Origin of the sequence: Labrys neptuniae (assembly GCF_040797145.1) — a bacterium.
Lineage (GTDB): Bacteria > Pseudomonadota > Alphaproteobacteria > Rhizobiales > Labraceae > Labrys > Labrys neptuniae.
The window spans coordinates 72391-88595 of the sequence record NZ_JBFNQD010000011.1 but is presented as its reverse complement, the minus strand read 5'-3'; the positions used below and the strand labels follow the sequence as shown (position 1 = coordinate 88595).

The following is a 16205-nucleotide window of genomic DNA, read 5'->3' as shown; positions in this document are numbered from 1 at the left end:
AATACCTCTTCAGATAATGCGGCCGCGTCGATGCGCGAAGGCCGTCAGCGCAGGCGGATGACAAACGGGTCCTGGGTGGCGCCGGAATAATCGAGGACGACGTTCTTCAGGCGGGAGAACTCGCGCATGACCTCGAAGCCGCCGCGCTTGCCGTAGCCGCTTTCCTTGAAGCCGCCGGAGGGCGACATGTAAGCAGCGGAGCGATAGGTATTGATCCACACCGTGCCGGCATCGACATTGCGGGCAAAGCGCATGGCTCGATCGATATCGCGCGTCCAGATGCCCGCTGCGAGGCCGTAATTGGTGTCGTTGGCGAGCGCGAGCAGTTCGGCCTCGTCGCGGAACGGCACGACGCCGACGACCGGGCCGAAGATTTCGTCGCGCATGAAGCGCATGTCGTTGCGGGCCTCTGCCAGCACCGTGGGTTCGTAGTACCAGCCCTTGGCAAGTGCTTCGTCCTGAGGACGACGACCGCCGATCGCCAGGCGGGCCCCATCCGCGACGCCATAGCCGACATATTGCTCGACCTTGGCAAGCTGGGCCTCCAGCGCCAAGGGCCCGAGTTCGGTGTCCTCCACGGCCGGGTTGCCGATGCGGATGCGCGACGTCCGCTCGACAAGCCGCTCGAGGAACTCATCATAGATAGCTGCCTCCACGAAGCAGCGCGATCCGGCGATGCAGGTCTGGCCCGCCGCGGCAAAGACGCCGGCGACCACGCCGTTGACGGTCCGGTCGAGATCGACGTCGCCGAACACGACATGGGGTGATTTGCCGCCGAGTTCCATCTGGGTGGAGACAAGCCGGCCTGCGGCATTGGCGGCGATGCGCCGTCCCGTCGCGGTGCTTCCGGTGAAGGTGATCTTGGCGACGTCGGGATGCAGGGTCAGGGCCTCGCCCGCGGTGGCACCACCGCCTGTCACCACGTTGAAGACACCGGGGGGAAAGCCGGCGCGGTCGATCAGTTCGGCCAGCGCCAATGTCGAAGCCGACGTATGCTCGGAAGGCTTGGCGACGATGGTGTTGCCGATCGCCAGGCACGGCGCCAAAGTACCGCTCAGCAGCATGAGCGGCGAGTTCCAGGGCGAGATCATGCCAATCACGCCGATCGGCTCGCGCAGCGTGAAATTCAGCATGTCGAGCTTGTTGACGGGAATTGTCTCGCCATGCAGCTTGTCGGCCATGCCGGCAAAGTAGAGATAAGTGTCGGGTGCTGCGCGCATCTGGGCGCGCATTTCCTTGAGCAGCTTGCCATTGTCGCGCATCTCGATCGCCGCCAGTTCGTCGGCGTTCTCGGCGATGAGGTCTGCAAGCCTGCGCAGCATCCTGCCACGCTCGGTTTGGGTGATGCGGCGCCAGGCCGGATCCCTGAAGGCCTTCTTCGCGGCCTGGACTGCGGCGTCGACATCCTCGGCGTTACCGTCGGCTGCCATGTACCAGGGCTCGGCCGTGGTCGGATCATAGCTTGGTAGGTAGCGGCCCGAACTCGGTGCCACACGCTCGCCTGCGATATACAGGTCCTGGCGCGACCCTTCGATCGCCTTCAGCGTCAGTTCCATCGTATCAGCCTTTCGTGATCAGGGTATCGGCGGTCACGCCGTTCGGCGCACGCCAGGGGCGCGGCGCGCCGTCGATCATCGCCACGCGGCCTCCGGCGCTGGAGTCGACATAGATGCCGAAGCGGGCCTCGCTGCGCTCCTGCAGATAGCGGCGCAGCATGGCCCTGATCTGCCGCACCGGGATCCGATCCCAGGGAAGATCTTCCGCGGCGAAGAACGTCAGCGACTGCGGCAGTTCGGGCAGCGTCCGCAGGGTGGCGGCCAATTCACCCCGGTAGACGATGTAGCCCGGCTCACGGTCGGCGACATCGAACACCGAATAGAGGAATGCCTCCTCGGTCAGGAGGGCGACGGCCCCCTTGTCGTCAAGGGCGACTTCGTTGCCCGGCTTGCGGTACCTGGCCGTTGGGAGTTCCCAGCCGCCCCTGCCGTCATCGCGCAGCAGGATGCGCCCCTCATGCTCGACGAGATAGCCGATCATCATGCGATGCGAGGGTGTCCAGCCCTGGGGCATCGGGTGCTCGACGGTGACATAGCTGCCCCGGCAGAAACCAAGCGGCGCGACCGGGCTGGTGCCGAAGGCGCGCACATGTCCGATCAGGATCATGTGATCGCCGGCATCGACGCGATCGTGAACGGTGCAGTCGAACCAGGTGAGACTGTCGGTGAGGACCGGCGTACCGGTATGGACTGTATCGTGGTTGATCGCGTCGAATTTGGTCGCCGACTTCGAAGCGAAAACGCTCGCGACATCCTTCTGGTGCTCGTGCAGGACGTTGACCGCGAAATGCTCGGCGTCGCTGAAGACGGGAAAGCTGCTCGCTTTCTTTCCTATGCATACGAGCAAGAGCGGCGGATCGAGCGACACCGAGGTGAAGGAGTTGGCGGTCATGCCGCGCGGCGTTCCATCCGCCTCGCGCGTCGTCACGACCGTCACACCGGTCACGAAGGTGCCGAATGCCCTGCGCAATTCGACGGGATCGATCGGGCTTTGCTCTTGTTCAGTCGTGGTCACCATGCGCCCTGCCTTTCCAGCTTCCGGAAAGGATAGGGACGGCGGGCGAGGGCTTCTTCCTGCGTTCCGCAGGAGAGAGTTCCCTCATCCTCCTAGGTGAAGAAGCAGCGGGTCACATGAGCGCATCCTGCGACAGGGTCTCGTTCAGCCGCAGGGCCAGTTCCAGCGCAAATCGCCGCTCGGGTGTGTCGATTTCGATTCCGAACAGTTCCTGGATGCGGCCGAGGCGATAGCGCAGCGTGGTCACGTGAAGGCCCATCGCATCGGCGCATGCCTGGCTGCGACAGCCGCTCTCCAGATAGGCAGCCAGGGTCGGGATGTATCCGGTGCCATGCTCGGCATCATGACGGGATACGGCACCGATGGTGACATTGAGAAACGCGCGAACCTCGTCGGTGTCGGCGGCCGAGAGCAACAACGGGAAGGGACCAAAGTCCTGGGAAGCCAACAAACCGGTGCGGTTGAATCGTATCCCGAGCCGGATCATGCGCGCGCATTCCTGCCAGATCTGCCGATGTTCCTGCAGGCCGCTGCAGGTCCTGCCGATCACCACGATCGGCTTGCAGCCCAGCAGCCACTGGGTTTCATCGATGATTTTGCGCACCAGCAACTTGGCAGTGTTCTCACTGTCGCGGGCTCCGCCCGGCACGCGGCACAGGATAATGCCGTCGAGATTGGCCACCGTGGCGGTTTGGCCCTGTTGCGCTGCCAGCCTGGCAATGGAGCGATGCAGTTCCTCCAGCGCGCCGTCGTCCATGCCGGCCTGGCGAGGCAGGCCGATGGCGATGAGCCTGGCCGGCGCCGCCATGTCGATGTCGAGGCGGCGGGCACGAGCAACCAGATCATCCGGATTGCGCCAGTCGCCGGAGACGATCTCGGCGAACAGTTCGCTGGCCGTCTTCGACTCCGTCTGGAAGCGCAGATGGCTGCGCATCATCTGCACGCTCAAGGCTGATTTAGCGCTCTCGAGCAGCAGATGATCGAGATCGCCGAAATCGGCACCGCGAGAAAAGACGACCAAGGCGCCAACCATTCTCTCATCGACCCTGAGCGGTTCGACCATGGCCGGCAGGTTGAGATGCTGCCCGCAGACATTGAGATAGAGCTTGGCATGTTCGGAGCGCGTGTTACCGGCGACTTCGCGGGCAATGCGCAGGAGCTGGCGATTGACCCCGGCATTCACCTCCTCGCGCCACCGTTCGTCGTCGAATGTCTCGGGCTTGGGCGAACGTCCCGTGACGACGAGATTTGCCGTCAGGTCGACCACGACCGTGGGATGGTGCATGAAGGTCTCGACCAGAGCAGCCGCCGAAGCAACCGATCCGTCCGACAGGACCTTCTGCATCAGGGCAGAATGGGCGGCGAGCACATTCTGCAGACGTTCAGCGGCGCGGCGCTCGGCCTGCAGCCGGTTGGATCGATCGACGGCGATGGCACCGAGATGGGCAATCGTCTCCAGAAAGGCGAGGTCTGCATCCGAGGGCTCGACGATGCTGCGCGACTTGACCGACAGGACCATGGCCCGCCCCTCCATGTCGCGGCAGCCGAGCGGCAGCACCACGACGGTATGGTAGCCACGCTCAATGGCCTCCTCCTGATATCCCGGAAACTCCGATGCCACCTGCGCATCACGGATGATCACGGGCTCGTTGGTGGTCAGTGCGATGAGGGAGGGGCTGGTGGCGAGGGTCCAGCGGTCGCGATACAGCGTGCCGAGCCGATTGGGATCGTGCCGGGCTAGGACAACGGCGTCACCACTGCCTTCGTCGACACTCATGACACCGCCCATGGACCAGACGGTATTGTAGCAGCCCGCCTTGACGAGATGCAGCAGCGTGGTGCCGAGATCACCACCGGAATTGATCAGGCTGGCGATATCCCTGAGCGTGCGCGACAGCGGCCGATCGATGACGTTCATCAGACCCTCCCGAGTTCCGTTGAGGCTCAACTAGCGGACCCCATCATCACTGTCGAAGGATTTCAATGCGGCAATCTCCTCCGCTTCATAGGAGGAGAGCTCTTGAACAAGCCTGTAGCGTCCTGTGCCATGCCGGAGGCGGCTGCCGTGATGCAAAGCCCTCCGGCCAGAGCCGAGTGACGAAGGAATATCATGAGTCTGGAAATCCGAAAGATCGTTCGCCACGCCGAAGAGGTGTTCATCGAAGGTGGCAAGGCCGGCCCCAGGCCGATATTGGCGAGCGCAGTGGCAGCCATCATCAAGAACCCCTGGGAAGGACTTGAATTCGTGGAGGATCTGCGCCCGGTGGTCCTCGACGTGGCACCGAAGCTGGCGGGTGCGCTGGTTCCTCGCCTGCTCGAATTGTGCCCCAAAGACCGGATCGAGGCTTATGGCAAGTCGGCCATCGTCGGCCTGGCCGGTGAGATCGAGCATGGCTCGGCCCTGATCCATACGCTGCGCTTCGGCAACGTCTTCCGTGAAGCGGCCGGCGGGACCAGCTATCTGAGCTTCACCAACACGCGTGGACCGGCCGGCGCCCAGGTGTCCCTGCCCATGACCCATAAGACAACGGTGGGCCAGCGTTCGCACTTCATCACCCTGAATTTCTCGGTCAGCGACGCGCCGGACCGCGGCGAGATCCTGATTGCGATCGGCGCCGCCGATGGCGGCCGCATGCATCCACGGATCGGCGACCGCTTCAAGGACATGGAGGAGATGGGGGTCACGCCGCCGAAATCGTAAGGATGGGATGTCGCGGAATTCGGGCCCATGGCTCGATCCGGCAACAAGTCACCGCTCGAGCTCGTTGAGACATCCGCCCAATGCCGTGGCGGCACAGCGAGCCGTCGGCAACGCTTGAAGCAGCAATTCAGCGTCTAATCGCTGCCTCAAGAGCCAAGAAGCCGGTTTGAAGGTGTGCTTCCATGTCGTGGAAGAGCCACCCTCCATTGATCCAAGGCAGCCTTGGATACCCAAAGCGTTTTCCAGAAAAGTTGACAGACTTTTCGATTAAGAACACGCGACGGAACAAAGAGTTAGAGTAAAATGGCGCTTCGAAGAAAAGCCCTTTTACTCTAGGCATCAACGTTTGTCGGCAACACTATCATGTCATGAATTGTGACGTTGCGGGGGCGGCTGAGTATATAGACAACCGCCTCTGCCACTTCGGAAGGCTCGATCAACGCACCGGCGTCTTTTGCGGCCTGCAGCCGATCCGGCTCCCAATCCGACAGCAATGCCGAGATCACCGGTCCTGGCGAAACCTGCGATACTCGAATGCCGTGCTTGTTGACCTGTCGCCGCACGGTCTGGGTAAAGCATGTGATTGCCCATTTGGAGGCCGAATAGACCGGCTCGTGCTTGATCGCGGAGTGCCCTGCTAGCGACGACGTCACGATGATATCGCCACCGCCCTGTTCGATCATATGCGGCAGGACAGCATGAACGTTCTTCATCACGGCATTCACGTTGAGATTGAGCATTCTGTCGATGGTCAATGCATCGGTGTCCACCAGATCGCCGCCGATATAAGTACCTGCATTGCAATAGAGGATGTCGATCCTGCCAACTTTGGCGATGACTTCCGGAATCATCGCGGCACAACTGGCGGCGTCCAGAAGATCTGTTACCTGGGCAATGGCCTTTCCATTCGAACTTGCCACCAACTTATCCAGCGCTGCGGCGTTGCGATCGACCATGACCACTGTGACGCCCGCCTTCATCAGAGCTTCGCATGTCGCCAGCCCGATGCCCGAAGCAGCACCCGTGACGACAGCCGTCTTTCCTTGCAGTTCAATAGACAATGTTACCTCCTGGAGAGCGGATAGTTTATTTTTAGAAAAGTGCTGGGCGCTTGCTCGATGCGGCTCACCACCTCTTGAAGATCAGGCCCATCGACGGCATTACGAATGTTTTCAGGACAGGATCAAAGGAAGATATTCGAAATCTTTCCGATCAAGACATAAATCTTCATACTCTACATTGACTCCACTTGCGATTAACACGGTTCCAGCGAAGAAAAATTGCCCTTTATCCAGGTCCTTCATAATTGAAACTCCCAGCTACGTGACGGACCCATTCGATCCGGCGATCCGCATCGGGACGGGTCCTGCACGACAATCAAGAGGGCTCCCAAAGTCCAAATAGTCTATGAAATTTTTTTCAGCAACACATTACACAGATCGCCTGCGCCTGGGAAGCACGGGCATGCTTGGAGCGTTGATTTAGACCGGCTGCCGTCCTGACCGCTGACTGGGCAAGCGCCAGCCCGACACCAGGAAACATCGGCCCGCTCGGCTGGCTTCTCTGAAGAGACAGATGGCGGGCCAGAGCCAGGTCGTCAGGCCGGCGCCATCGGAGGCGATCTTATGAATCTTGCTCGTTGCAATTTATTTCGGAAATATGTTACATATCCTGCGTTCGCAACGACTGCTCAACTGCGAACGCAGTGCAAGCCGTGATGTCCCCAAAAGGGGCCATCACGCTCGGACGTGATCGTAGCGGTGCGACCGACGCCGACCGAGAGGCCCGACGCGCGCTACACGACAACAACAATCAAACAGATTGTCGCCAATGGAGGAACCCATGAGATTCTTGGCCAAGATCGGCCTGTCGCTAACAGCGCTCTTGCTGGCGGGTGTTGCCGCGCGGGCTGAAACCATCACGGTTGCAACCGTCAATAATGACGACATGATCATCATGCAAAAACTGTCGTCTGAGTGGGAGAAGGCCACAGGCAACAAGGTCAACTGGGTTGTGCTGGAAGAAAACGTGCTGCGCCAGCGCGTGACCACGGACATCGCCACCAAGGCAGGCCAATTCGATATCGTCACCATCGGTGCCTATGAGACGCCGATCTGGGGCAAGGCCGGCTGGCTCGCATCATTGAACGATCTTGGCGACGACTATGACTACAAGGACGTGTTCGAGCCGTTGCGCAATGGCTTGTCGGTCGATGGCAAGCTTTACGCCCTGCCCTTCTATGCGGAGAGTTCTTTCACACTCTACCGCAAGGACCTGTTCGAAAAAGCCGGGCTGACGATGCCCGAGCAGCCGACCTGGGACCAGATCGCACAATTCGCCGACAAGCTCACCGACAAGTCGAAAGAGCAGTATGGTATTTGCCTTCGCGGCAAGCCCGGCTGGGGCGAGAATATGGGCCTGATCACGACCATCGTGAACACCTTCGGCGGTCGCTGGTTCGACATGGAGTGGAAGCCGCAGCTGACATCCGATCCATGGAAGAAGGCGATCGGCTTCTATGTGGATCTTCTGAAGCGCGACGGCCCGCCCGGCGCGACATCCAATGGATTCAACGAAAACCAGGCCCTGTTCGCAAGCGGAAAATGCGCAATCTGGGTCGATGCGACGTCGGCGGCCGGACGACTCTACAACAAGGCGACATCCAAGGTCGGGGATGTCCTGGCCTTCGCCCAGCCGCCCGTCAACGTATCGCCAAAAGGCAATGGCTGGTTCTGGGCCTGGTCGTTGGCCGTTCCTTCTTCCACCAAGAACCTCGACACGGCCAAATCCTTCGTGAAATGGGCGACGTCCAAGGAGTATGTGAAGCGGGTCGGCGAGACCGCCGGCTGGGTTGCCGCACCGCCCGGCACCCGCCAGTCGACCTACGACAATCCGGAGTACAAGAAGGCTGCGCCCTTCGCCGGCATGGTCCTCAAGGCGATCCTGACCGCCGATCCCACGAATGCCACCAAGGAACCGGTTCCGTACAAGGGAATCCAGTTCGTTGCGATCCCTGAGTTCCAGGCCATCGGCACCTCGGTCGGCCAGGCCATCGCGTCCATCCTCGCCGGACAGCAGACGGAAGATGCTGCCCTGGGTGCAGCACAGGACGAGGTCACTCAAACCATGCAACAGGCCGGCTACATCCAGTAACCGCCTGTCCTGCCAGGGCTCCGGGCGCTCTCCCCGCCCGGAGCCCTTCTATCCGCATGCCTTCAACCAAAGCCACGAGGGCCCATGTTCCAGACATCCACAAGCCGGCGGGCTGTGCGCACCGGCCCTCTCCTGGCTCCGGCAGTCAGTGTCCTGCTGCTCTGGATGATCGTCCCGCTGGTGATGACGCTGTGGTTTTCCTTCCAGCGCTACAACCTGCAAAACCCGCTGATCACAGGCTTTGCCGGCATCAACAACTACAAGTTCCTGCTGCTGAACAAGACGCTTTGGATCTCGATCGTCAACACGATCATCCTGGTCGGCTCGGTGCTGGCGGCGACCGTGATCTTCGGCGTGCTTTTCGCCGTCGTCTATGATGTCGAGTTCCCGGGACGCAATATCGCCCGCCTCCTGGTCATCGCTCCCTTTTTCGTCATGCCAACCGTGGCGGCACTGATCTGGAAAAACCTGCTGATGCATCCCGTCAACGGGTTGTTCGCCTGGATCACGCGATCACTCGGGCTTGGCGTGATGGACTGGTTCAGCCAGGTTCCGATGCTGTCCGTCATCATGATTGTAGCCTGGCAATGGATTCCCTTTGCCACCCTCATCCTCATCACGGCCATGCAGTCGCTCGACCGCGAACAGATGGAAGCAGCGCGGATGGACGGGGCCAAGGGCCCCACCATGTTCTGGTTCATCGTCCTGCCGCACCTTTTGAGACCGATCTCGGTGGTGGTGATGATCGAGACGATCTTCCTGCTGTCCGTCTTTGCCGAGATTTTGGTCACCACCTCGGGCGGGCCGGGCAATGCGACCACCAATCTGACCTACTTCATCTATCTCAAGGCCTTGCTGCAATGGGATGTGGGCGGTGCCTCCGCCGGTGGCGTCATCGCCATCGTGCTCGCCAACATCGTCGCCGCCTTCCTGGTGCGCACCGTCGCCCGCAACCTGGAGACCTGAGCATGGCAATGCGTGGATCAAGAAGGCGGGTGGTGCTGGCCGGCATCGTCGGCTGGCTCGGGGCACTCGTGATGTTCTTCCCGATCTTCTGGATGCTGCTGGCGGCCTTCAAGACGGAGATCGACGCCGTCGGCCCACCCGAATTGTTCTTCCGGCCGACGCTCGAGAATTTCGTCGAGGTCAATGCACGCGCGAACTACTTCGCCTACGCGCTCAACAGCATCCTGGAATCACTCGGCGCTACGGCAATCTCTCTCGCGCTGGCCGTGCCGGCAGCCTATGCAGCCGCCTTTTTTCCAACCAGTCGGACCAAGGACCTCCTGCTCTGGATGCTGTCGACGAAAATGATGCCCGCAGTCGGCGTGCTGGTGCCGATGTATCTGCTCTTTCGCGACACCGGCCTGCTCGACACCCGCATAGGCCTCGTCATCCTCTTCACCCTGTCGAACCTGCCCATCGTGGTGTGGATGCTCTATTCCTTCTTCAAGGACGTGCCGCATGAGATCCTGGAAGCGGGCCGCATGGACGGCGCTCGTGTCGGCGCGCAGATCCGCCATCTCCTTCTACCGCTGACCCTGCCCGGCATTGCTTCCACCGCTCTTCTCTCGATCATCCTGTGCTGGAACGAGGCATTCTGGAGCCTCAATCTCACCGCCTCGCAGGCGGGGCCGCTGACCGCCTTCATCGCCTCCTTCTCCAGCCCCGAAGGCCTGTTCTGGGCCAAGCTATCGGCAGCCTCGACCCTGGCGGTGGCGCCAATTCTGATCTTCGGCTGGATGACGCAGCGCCAGCTTGTTCGCGGCCTCACCTTCGGCGCCGTGAAATGACCCCCAATTTCCCTTTGTGAGGACACGACATGGCAGAACTCCGCCTCAAGGGCATCCGGAAGTCCTTCGGCGCCGTCGACGTCATCAAGGGCGTCGACCTTCATATCGCCGACAAGGAATTCTGCGTGTTCGTCGGGCCGTCCGGGTGCGGCAAGTCAACCCTGCTCCGCCTGATTGCCGGGCTGGAGGAGATTTCCGCCGGCGACCTGTCCATCGATGGAGCACGCGTCAACGATGTGCCGCCGGATGAGCGCGGTCTCGCCATGGTCTTCCAGACCTACGCCCTTTATCCGCACATGAATGTTCGCGAGAACATGGATTTTGCGCTGCGCCTGGCCGGCGTTGCCAAGACCGAGCGGGATGCCAAGGTCCTTGCCGTGGCTCGCCTCCTGCATCTCGACCACCTTCTCGACCGCAAGCCGCGCCAGCTCTCCGGCGGTCAGCGCCAACGGGTCGCCATCGGCCGCGCCATGGTGCGCCAGCCCAAGGTCTTCCTGTTCGACGAGCCACTTTCGAACCTCGACGCAGCCCTTCGGGTACAGATGCGCATCGAATTGGCGCGCCTGCATGAAGACCTCGGCGTCACCATGATCTATGTGACCCATGACCAGGTAGAGGCCATGACTTTGGCCGACAAGATCGTCGTGTTGCGTGACGGTGTGATCGAGCAGGTAGGCACGCCGCTGGAACTCTACCATCACCCACATAATCGCTTCGTGGCCGGTTTCATCGGTTCGCCCACGATGAATTTCATCGAGGTAGCGGTCGACGGCGTCTCGGCAGACGGCGTCAAAGTGGCGTTGCCGGGCGGCGCGGCCCTCACCGTGCCCGCCTCGGGCGGCAGTGTTGCCAGCGGCGAGACGCTAACGCTCGGTATCAGACCCGAACATCTAACAAGATCGGAGGGCGGACAGCTCTCTGGTGAGGTGATGGTTGTCGAGCGTCTGGGCGGCCAAACCTTCCTCTACGTTCAGGTCACACCCGACAACCTCTTCATCGTTCAAGCCGATGGTGCCGATACCTCGAGGGTACATGACCGCGTTGCAATCACTTTTAAGCCTGCCACGGCCCATCTTTTTCGGCAGGACGGCACCGCGCTGCCTTCACTGCGCAGAAATCCCCTCGCCGCATAGGGTGGGGTGATGATCCCCATGCTCTCAGGAATGCACTGATGTACCTTGATAAATACGGCCTCGAAGGCCGGACCGCTTTCATCACCGGCGGCGGCCGCGGCATTGGCCTGGCGTCGGCCGAAGCCTTGCTGGAAGCCGGAGCGACGGTGGTGATCTCCGATTACAATGCAGAGCTGCTGGCCAGTGCTCGCGCCCATCTCGACGAAGCCGGACACAAGGTTGACTGCGTGGTCTTGGACGTCACCAAGCCTGGCGAGGTCGCCCAAGCAGCAGCCCAAGCCAACAGCAAGCATGGCGGTGTCGACATTCTCATCGCCAATGCAGGCATTGCCTGGCCTGACACGCCCGGCGAAGCCATTCCGGACGAGATCTGGAACCGGATCATCGACGTCGATCTCAATGGCGTCTACTGGTCATGCCGGGAATTCGCCAAGCCGATGCTCGAGCGGGGCTTTGGCTCGATCGTCACGCTGGGCTCGATGTCGGGCCTGATCTCCAACAAGCCCCAGCGGCAGGCCCATTACAACGCAGCCAAAGCGGCCGTGCATCATCTATCCAAGTCCCTTGGCGGTGAATGGGCCGAGCGGGGCGTACGCGTGAATTCCGTTGCACCAACTTATGTCGACACGCCGATGTCGAACACCAGCTTCACTGACCCCGAGCGCTTTCCGACCTGGATGGAAATGACGCCGATGAAGCGCGTGGCAAGACCGGACGAAATCGCCTCGGCCATCCTGTTTCTTGCTTCGGACGCCTCCAGTGCCATCACGGGAACGACCCTCGTGGTGGATTGTGGCTACACGATCTGGTGATGCTTCACCCGACGACTTCGTCAATCCAGCCAAGCAGCCGTTCGTGATCGAGCGGTTGCGTGGTATCGACGTCGAAGATCGGGCCGCGCTGCAATGGCTCCGCCCGCCTGGCAAGCGCATCAAGTTCGGGCAGGAAGGCTTCGCCCGGATGTCCAGCATGGCGCATATCGAGCCGTTGGCGATAGCGTTCGACGAGGATTTCCGGCGGTGCATGGCACCATACTTCCGCCGTGCTGCCGACCCCTGCGCGAACAAGATGGGCCTCCAGCACATCGCGGGGCTGAAAACCGAACCAGGCATCGACGATGAAGATCATGCCATCGGGAGCATCTCTCACGATCGACCATATCGCCTGATAGCTCGCTCGTCCCAACTTGCGATTGAACTCGCGATCCCCGACGCCGAGATGGTCGAAAAAAGGCTCCTTCACGCTATCCAGCGCAAGGATTGGCCATCCGCGTGCGTCCGCTACAAAGCGGGCAACGCTACTCTTGCCGGTCGCCGGCACGCCATTGACCAAGATAGCCTTCTTCATGGCGAAAACAGATCATCCTTCATTCCAGCCAATGCTGCACCAATGACACCGGCGTCATCGCCCAAAACGGCAGGCCTGACCGGGCATTGATACCATGGCGACAGGGCCGGGGCCCATTCCAATGCCGCGCATGCCGTTGCGCCCAACCCGCCGCCGAGCAGGAAGAGTTCGGGATCCACGCTGGCGACAATGCTGTCGATCGCAGCCCTGAGCGGCACCGCCCAAGCCTCGATCACCCCTGTTGCCCTCGCGTCTCCGCTGCGCGCGAGAGCAAGAACCTCGTCCGCGCTCGTTCCAACCGCGAGTCCGGCGGCGGCGATATGGCGGCCGAGAGCCGTGCCGGAACTGGTGGTCTCGACGCAACCGATCCGGCCACAATTGCAGACGGTGCCGCCAAGATCGACTGTCACATGGCCAAGTTGGCCGGCGCTGCGCTGCCCCCGCATCACGGTCCCGTCCAGCACCACTGCGCCGCCGATACCGGTGCCAATCGTCAGCATCGCCACATGGCGACAGTCGCGGGCGGCGCCCGCGGCAATCTCGCCGACAAGCGCCATGTTGCAATCATTGTCGATGAAGGCGCTTTTGCCGGTCTCGCGCTCGATCGCTTCGGCAAGCGGTATGGTGGACAGGTCGACATATCCGCCCGAGAGCACCTGATTGCGGCGCGCATCGACTCGCCCGGGAACACCGATGCCAACCGCTGTAATGCCAGGCCTGTCGAGGGCCCTAATCAGGGCAATGAGGCGGGAGGTCAGCGCCGTCGGATCTCGCAATGTCCTTTCAACGAGGCGCTCCAGGATCTGTCCGGATGCATCGATGCAAGCAGCCCGCACATTGGTTCCGCCAATATCGATGCCGATCGCCAAAGGGGGCTTATGCATGACAGGCTGGCCCGTCAGGCAGCTTGCGCGGCTTTGCCGGCGTAGCGGGCGACCACAGCCTGAATTTCGCGCAGGCGCGGGACCGCAATTGTCGAGAGACGGTCGGCCGTCTCCTTGCGGTCGAGCGAGATGCAGTCCTTCCACAGGGCACGACCGGCAATGACTCCCGAAGCCCCGTTTCTCATGGCCGTCTCGACTTGACCAAGGAAGGTCGAGTGATCGACGCCTGCCGACAAAACCGCCCATGGTACCGCACCGGCGAGACGAGTGACGCCGGCACAAGCTTCCGCCGTGCCCGGATAGGGCAGCTTCAAGACCTTCGAGCCGCAGTCCAGACAGATCCTGGTTCCCTCCAGAACCAGTTCGGGCACCTTGGCGACATAGTCCTCGCGGCTTTCACCCGGCAGTTCATAGGTCAGGAATTCGACCACCAGCAGGAGATCTTCACGCGCGAAGTCCTCAATGCAACGGCGCAGAATGTCGATGTTATGGATATTGGCCTCGGGCCGATCCGCACGAAGATACACCATGATCTTGCCGCCCGTGCCCCCCATCGCGCGCACATGGCGGGCATCGATTCCAGGAACCAGGCGCGACAAGCGATAGCCTTCCGGCGTCTTGTCGAACCCAGACGCATCGAGGCCGATCAGGAGGGCCACATCGCGGGCAAGTACGCCGTCATCCACCACCTTGGGGACGGCACAGATCGGATCGAGCAGCACGCAGGAAGCCGCACTCGCCAGATATTGGACGATGTCGGATTTGGTTTCGCCCAGCGTCGCGTCACTGATCTTGGCCTGTTCGGCCGGGTCGTTCGCCAACAAGGAGCGCATGCCGCCACGCTGGTCGCAGGCAATAACCATCATCATTCCATTGGGGGCGCAGATCTGCTGGTAACCGCGAAGCTCCGACGTCGTCATCCTGGTCATGAGACCCTCTCCTAATATCTGTGCTCACGGCCGAGCGCCGGACGCGTTTGACCATGCCCTTACGCTTGCAACGACGTAAGAGACCTGCGGCTCTGATCGATTTGCGTTGAACAAGACGCAAATATGCTGCACGGCTCGTGTCCTGCCTGAAAGAACGCGATGCCTCTTGTTTCACAAAGTGACGTGTAACATATTTCTGAAAGGAATTGCAACCTGTCTGAGAATGCTTCCATGGATGGGTCGGCCACGCGTAAGACGCTGCATCTGGTGGCGCGCCTGCACTATGAATCGGATCTCTCACAAGTCGAGATCGCACGGCGCCTGCAACTCTCGACCGCCACCATCTCCCGCTTGCTTCGAAGAGCGCGGGAGGAAGGGATCGTGCGCATCGAGATTCGCGACTTCGTTGCGCCAGAGGAGATCAGGCGCGACTTGATTAACGCTCTCGGCCTCAAGCAAGCCGCCGTGGTGGACACCGTTGAAATTGGCTTGCTGGATTCGCTTGCCCAGCCGGTCGGCACGCTTCTCAAGGAAGCGGGGCTGAAGGATGGCTCTGTTCTCGCCATTGGTTGGGGCCGAGCGGTGCGCGGCGTGATCCGAGCCGGTCTGCCGCGTATTCCCGGCGTGATCACGGTGCCTGCAACGGGCGGTATCCAGCAAGCAGCGCCACATTTCCAGATCAACGAGTTCGTGCGCCAGGCGGCCGAACAGCTTGGTGGCGAACCAAAATTCATCTTTGCGCCCTATTTGCCGGCCCCTCAGTATCGCGATGCCTTTGTGAGCGATCCTGCCGTCCGCGAGCTCATTACCCTTTGGGACCATATCGACGTTGCCCTGGTGGGGGTTGGACTGCCGCATACCGTCGACCCCATCCATGCCGGCACCGTTACGTCCAGCGAACGGGCCCTCACCCATGTCGCGGGGGATGTCATCCGGCATTATTTCGACGAGGACGGCACCATATTGCCATGGGATGGCAACAACAGCCTGATCGCCGTTTCGCCGGCCCAAATGCGGGCCGTGCCACTCGTCATCGGCGTTGCCGTATCACCCGCAAAGGCGAAGGCAGTCATCGGCGCGGTCAGAGCAAAACTGATCAATGCAGTCGTCACGGATGTAGCCACCGCCGAGGCCATCCTCGGCGAACTGCAAGCATGAAGGAGAGGAAACCCCACGAGCCTAGAAGCACGCTATTGCAGCGGAAGCTTGGCTTCTTTTTCTTAACGATGGGCCGGAGCTATCGGCTCCGCTTCTCCCATTGCCAGGTCCAGGGAACACCGGGGTCGATTTCCGGTCCTAAATAGAGGCGGGTGGCGCGGAACCTATAGGTGCGGCCAAGAAGCGTATCCACGAAAATCCGGAACTTCTGGAGCAATGGCTGGCCGGCGAGAAAACCGAGAGCGGCGCGGACGGCCACGAAGCTGCCAAGAGGCAGCATTGCTACCGACGTCGCTTTCGGTCCGAACCATGGCCTGTGATGCAGATGCCTCTGCGAGGCGACCCGGCTCGAGCTCCCTTCCCCGAAGCAGGGAGCTTCTTTTTCGCAAAGAGGCGGCCGTGAGTCGCAAATACTTCGATCAAGTTGCATTTATTACAAGAATTTGTGAAATAATTTGAGCCAAATCTCATGTAATATGAGCTCGATGCAATTCATGATCGTAAATAATGAAGTTCCGATCATCGGAGCTTGGTCT

The 16205-nt window shown here is 61.1% G+C and carries 14 protein-coding genes; 7 read left to right on the top strand and 7 right to left on the bottom strand.

The window, feature by feature from the left end; all coding sequences use genetic code 11:
* Positions 1–44: 44 nt before the first annotated feature.
* The 3 genes from ABXS05_RS25610 to ABXS05_RS25600 all read right to left on the bottom strand — a co-directional run bounded on the left by ABXS05_RS25610 (position 45) and on the right by ABXS05_RS25600 (position 4489).
* The gene (locus ABXS05_RS25610; RefSeq protein ID WP_367625806.1) at positions 45–1556 is read right to left on the bottom strand and encodes an aldehyde dehydrogenase; all 1512 of its coding nucleotides are present in this window, start codon (positions 1554–1556) and stop codon (positions 45–47) included.
* A 4-nt stretch (positions 1557–1560) separates the two neighbouring features.
* Positions 1561–2574: a flavin reductase gene (locus ABXS05_RS25605; RefSeq protein WP_367625805.1), complete on the bottom strand. Its 1014-nt coding sequence runs from the start codon at positions 2572–2574 to the stop codon at positions 1561–1563.
* 109 nt (positions 2575–2683) lie between these two features.
* Positions 2684–4489 carry a helix-turn-helix domain-containing protein gene (locus ABXS05_RS25600; RefSeq protein ID WP_367625804.1) on the bottom strand — a complete coding sequence of 602 codons (1806 nt, stop codon included), beginning with the start codon at positions 4487–4489 and terminating at the stop codon, positions 2684–2686.
* 192 nt (positions 4490–4681) lie between these two features.
* On the opposite strand from ABXS05_RS25600, the gene ABXS05_RS25595 reads away from it, so the two are divergent.
* Positions 4682–5272, top strand: coding sequence for an amino acid synthesis family protein (locus tag ABXS05_RS25595; RefSeq protein WP_367625803.1), 591 nt, complete (start codon positions 4682–4684; stop codon positions 5270–5272).
* Positions 5273–5604: 332 nt separating this feature from the next.
* Here the strand turns inward: ABXS05_RS25595 and ABXS05_RS25590 are convergent, their stop codons facing one another.
* Positions 5605–6333, bottom strand: coding sequence for an SDR family oxidoreductase (locus ABXS05_RS25590; RefSeq protein ID WP_367625802.1), 729 nt, complete (start codon positions 6331–6333; stop codon positions 5605–5607).
* 781 nt (positions 6334–7114) lie between these two features.
* Here ABXS05_RS25590 and ABXS05_RS25585 point away from each other — a divergent pair.
* The 5 genes from ABXS05_RS25585 (at position 7115) to ABXS05_RS25565 (ending at position 12163) form a co-directional block, all read left to right on the top strand.
* On the top strand, positions 7115–8425 hold the full coding sequence (locus ABXS05_RS25585; protein WP_311939659.1) for an ABC transporter substrate-binding protein: 1311 nt from the start codon (positions 7115–7117) through the stop codon (positions 8423–8425).
* Positions 8426–8509: 84 nt separating this feature from the next.
* Positions 8510–9391: a carbohydrate ABC transporter permease gene (locus tag ABXS05_RS25580; protein ID WP_367625801.1), complete on the top strand. Its 882-nt coding sequence runs from the start codon at positions 8510–8512 to the stop codon at positions 9389–9391.
* Between the two features lie 2 nt (positions 9392–9393).
* Positions 9394–10218 (top strand): carbohydrate ABC transporter permease, encoded by an 825-nt coding sequence (locus ABXS05_RS25575; protein WP_367625800.1) that lies wholly within the window; start codon positions 9394–9396, stop codon positions 10216–10218.
* Positions 10219–10247: 29 nt separating this feature from the next.
* A complete protein-coding gene (locus ABXS05_RS25570; RefSeq protein WP_367625799.1) occupies positions 10248–11351 on the top strand; it encodes an ABC transporter ATP-binding protein in 1104 nt (367 codons plus the stop codon).
* A 38-nt stretch (positions 11352–11389) separates the two neighbouring features.
* Complete coding sequence (locus tag ABXS05_RS25565; RefSeq protein WP_367625798.1) at positions 11390–12163, top strand: SDR family NAD(P)-dependent oxidoreductase; 774 nt, start codon at positions 11390–11392, stop codon at positions 12161–12163.
* 4 nt (positions 12164–12167) lie between these two features.
* On the opposite strand, the gene ABXS05_RS25560 is transcribed toward ABXS05_RS25565, so the two are convergent.
* Genes ABXS05_RS25560 through ABXS05_RS25550 form a run of 3 tightly spaced genes read right to left on the bottom strand, consistent with a single transcriptional unit; the run spans position 12168 to position 14511 of the window.
* Positions 12168–12683, bottom strand: a complete 516-nt coding sequence (locus ABXS05_RS25560) for a P-loop nucleotide/nucleoside kinase family protein (protein WP_367625797.1) — start codon at positions 12681–12683, stop codon at positions 12168–12170.
* Between the two features lie 11 nt (positions 12684–12694).
* Positions 12695–13582, bottom strand: coding sequence for an ROK family protein (locus tag ABXS05_RS25555; RefSeq protein ID WP_311939670.1), 888 nt, complete (start codon positions 13580–13582; stop codon positions 12695–12697).
* A 14-nt stretch (positions 13583–13596) separates the two neighbouring features.
* Positions 13597–14511, bottom strand: coding sequence for a tagatose-bisphosphate aldolase (locus ABXS05_RS25550; protein WP_311939671.1), 915 nt, complete (start codon positions 14509–14511; stop codon positions 13597–13599).
* Positions 14512–14742: 231 nt separating this feature from the next.
* Here ABXS05_RS25550 and ABXS05_RS25545 point away from each other — a divergent pair, with 231 nt between their 5' ends.
* Complete coding sequence (locus ABXS05_RS25545; RefSeq protein WP_311939673.1) at positions 14743–15669, top strand: sugar-binding transcriptional regulator; 927 nt, start codon at positions 14743–14745, stop codon at positions 15667–15669.
* The last annotated feature ends 536 nt before the right edge of the window (positions 15670–16205 follow it).

What these genes read in the sequence shown, in the direction of transcription:
- ABXS05_RS25565 (WP_367625798.1), top strand. Translation starts at nt 11,390, where the DNA reads ATGTACCTTGATAAATACGGCCTCGAAGGCCGGACCGCTTTCATCACC.
- ABXS05_RS25595 (WP_367625803.1), top strand. Translation starts at nt 4,682, where the DNA reads ATGAGTCTGGAAATCCGAAAGATCGTTCGCCACGCCGAAGAGGTGTTC.
- ABXS05_RS25585 (WP_311939659.1), top strand. Translation starts at nt 7,115, where the DNA reads ATGAGATTCTTGGCCAAGATCGGCCTGTCGCTAACAGCGCTCTTGCTG.
- ABXS05_RS25550 (WP_311939671.1), bottom strand. Translation starts at nt 14,511, where the DNA reads ATGACCAGGATGACGACGTCGGAGCTTCGCGGTTACCAGCAGATCTGC.
- ABXS05_RS25580 (WP_367625801.1), top strand. Translation starts at nt 8,510, where the DNA reads ATGTTCCAGACATCCACAAGCCGGCGGGCTGTGCGCACCGGCCCTCTC.
- ABXS05_RS25600 (WP_367625804.1), bottom strand. Translation starts at nt 4,489, where the DNA reads ATGAACGTCATCGATCGGCCGCTGTCGCGCACGCTCAGGGATATCGCC.
- ABXS05_RS25610 (WP_367625806.1), bottom strand. Translation starts at nt 1,556, where the DNA reads ATGGAACTGACGCTGAAGGCGATCGAAGGGTCGCGCCAGGACCTGTAT.
- ABXS05_RS25605 (WP_367625805.1), bottom strand. Translation starts at nt 2,574, where the DNA reads ATGGTGACCACGACTGAACAAGAGCAAAGCCCGATCGATCCCGTCGAA.
- ABXS05_RS25545 (WP_311939673.1), top strand. Translation starts at nt 14,743, where the DNA reads ATGGATGGGTCGGCCACGCGTAAGACGCTGCATCTGGTGGCGCGCCTG.
- ABXS05_RS25555 (WP_311939670.1), bottom strand. Translation starts at nt 13,582, where the DNA reads ATGCATAAGCCCCCTTTGGCGATCGGCATCGATATTGGCGGAACCAAT.
- ABXS05_RS25575 (WP_367625800.1), top strand. Translation starts at nt 9,394, where the DNA reads ATGGCAATGCGTGGATCAAGAAGGCGGGTGGTGCTGGCCGGCATCGTC.
- ABXS05_RS25570 (WP_367625799.1), top strand. Translation starts at nt 10,248, where the DNA reads ATGGCAGAACTCCGCCTCAAGGGCATCCGGAAGTCCTTCGGCGCCGTC.